Origin of the sequence: Neisseria sp. HMSC070F02 (assembly GCF_001814225.1) — a bacterium.
In the GTDB taxonomy this organism is placed as follows: domain Bacteria; phylum Pseudomonadota; class Gammaproteobacteria; order Burkholderiales; family Neisseriaceae; genus Neisseria; species Neisseria meningitidis.
The window spans coordinates 1-2,490 of sequence record NZ_KV815464.1; the positions used below are offsets into that span (position 1 = coordinate 1).

Genomic DNA, 2,490 nt, shown 5'->3' on the forward strand with positions numbered 1-2,490 from the left:
CATGCTAAGTTAAATTGAGGACACGCCCTAGTCCACTATACATTTCCGACAAAACCTGTCAACAAAAAACAACACTTCGCAAATAAAAACGATAATCAGCTTTGCAAAAATCCCCCCCCCCCCCTGTTAATATAAATAAAAATAATTATTAATTATTTTTCTTATCCTGCCAAATCTTAACGGTTTGGATTTACTTCCCTTCATACACTCAAAAGGACGAACAAATGAACGCCCCGTTTTTCCGCCTCAGCCTGCTCTCGCTCACACTTGCGGCAGGCTTTGCCCACGCGGCAGGCAACGCCAATGTCGCATTGGATACCATTACCGTAAAAGGCGACCGCCAAGGCAGCAAAATCCGTACCAACATCGTTACGCTGCAACAAAAAGACGAAAGCACCGCAACCGATATGCGCGAACTCTTAAAAGAAGAGCCTTCCATCGATTTCGGCGGCGGCAACGGCACGTCCCAATTCCTGACGCTGCGCGGCATGGGTCAGAACTCTGTCGACATCAAGGTGGACAACGCCTATTCCGACAGCCAAATCCTTTACCACCAAGGCAGATTTATTGTCGATCCCGCTTTGGTTAAAGTCGTTTCCGTACAAAAAGGCGCGGGTTCCGCCTCTGCCGGTATCGGCGCAACCAACGGCGCGATTATCGCCAAAACCGTCGATGCCCAAGACCTGCTCAAAGGCTTGGATAAAAACTGGGGCGTGCGCCTCAACAGCGGCTTTGCCAGCAACGAAGGCGTAAGCTACGGCGCCAGCGTATTCGGAAAAGAGGGCAACTTCGACGGCTTGTTCTCTTACAACCGCAACGATGAAAAAGATTACGAAGCCGGCAAAGGTTTCCGCAATGTCAACGGCGGCAAAACCGTACCGTACAGCGCGCTGGACAAACGCAGCTACCTCGCCAAAATCGGAACAACTTTCGGCGACGACGACCACCGCATCGTGTTGAGCCATATGAAAGACCAACACCGGGGCATCCGCACTGTGCGTGAAGAATTTACCGTCGGCAGCGAAGATTCACGGATAAATATTAAACGCCAAGCCCCTGCTTACCGCGAAACCACACAATCCAACACCAATTTGGCGTACACGGGTAAAAACCTGGGCTTTGTCGAAAAACTGGATGCCAACGCCTATGTGTTGGAAAAAGAACGCTATTCCGCCGATGACAGCGGCACCGGCTACGCAGGCAATGTAAAAGGCCCCAACCATACCCGAATCACCACTCGTGGTGCGAACTTCAACTTCGACAGCCGCCTTGCCGAACAAACCCTGTTGAAATACGGTATCAACTACCGCCATCAGGAAATCAAACCGCAAGCGTTTTTGAACTCGAAATTTGAGATCTCCGATAAGAAGAAAGATCCGAAAGATCCCAAAAAAGAAATAGATAAGACCGCTGAAGAAAAAGCGAAAGACAAGAAAGATATGGATCTTGTCCATTCCTACAAACTGTCCAACCCGACCAAAACCGATACCGGCGCGTATATCGAAGCCATTCACGAGATTGACGGCTTTACCCTGACCGGCGGGCTGCGTTACGACCGCTTCAAAGTGAAAACCCACGACGGCAAAACCGTTTCAAGCAGCAACCTTAACCCGAGTTTCGGTGTGATTTGGCAGCCGCACGAACACTGGAGCTTCAGCGCGAGCCACAACTACGCCAGCCGCAGCCCGCGCCTGTATGACGCGCTGCAAACCCACGGCAAGCGCGGCATCATCTCGATTGCCGACGGCACCAAAGCCGAACGCGCGCGCAATACCGAAATCGGCTTCAACTACAACGACGGCACGTTTGCCGCCAACGGCAGCTACTTCTGGCAAACCATCAAAGACGCGCTTGCCAATCCGCAAAACCGCCACGTCTCTGCCGCCGTCCGTGAAGCCGTCAATGCCGGTTACATCAAAAACCACGGTTACGAATTGGGCGCGTCCTACCGCACCGGCGGCCTGACTGCCAAAGTCGGCGTAAGCCACAGCAAACCGCGCTTTTACGATACGCACAAAGACAAGCTGTTGAGCGCGAATCCTGAATTTGGCGCACAAGTCGGCCGCACTTGGACGGCCTCCCTTGCCTACCGCTTCCAAAATCCGAATCTGGAAATCGGCTGGCGCGGCCGTTATGTTCAAAAAGCCGTGGGTTCGATATTGGTGGCAGGTCAAAAAGACCGCAACGGCAAATTGGAAAACGTTGTACGCAAAGGTTTCGGTGTGAACGATGTCTTCGCCAACTGGAAACCGCTGGGCAAAGACACGCTCAATGTTAATCTTTCGGTTAACAACGTGTTCAACACGTTCTACTATCCGCACAGCCAACGCTGGACCAATACCCTGCCGGGCGTGGGCCGCGATGTACGCTTGGGCGTGAACTACAAGTTCTAAAACGCACATCCCGAAAAAATGCCGTCTGAAAGCCTTTCAGACGGCATCTGTTCTGATAATTTGATATATAGTGGATTAACAAAAACCAGTACGGCGT

The 2,490-nt window shown here is 51.7% G+C and carries 1 protein-coding gene; it reads left to right on the plus strand.

All coding sequences use genetic code 11. The annotated features are described in order from the left end of the window. Positions 1 to 224: 224 nt before the first annotated feature. Positions 225 to 2,393, plus strand: a complete 2,169-nt coding sequence (gene fetA / locus HMPREF2959_RS07805) for a TonB-dependent siderophore receptor FetA/FrpB (RefSeq protein WP_002243383.1) — start codon at positions 225 to 227, stop codon at positions 2,391 to 2,393. Positions 2,394 to 2,490: the final 97 nt, after the last annotated feature.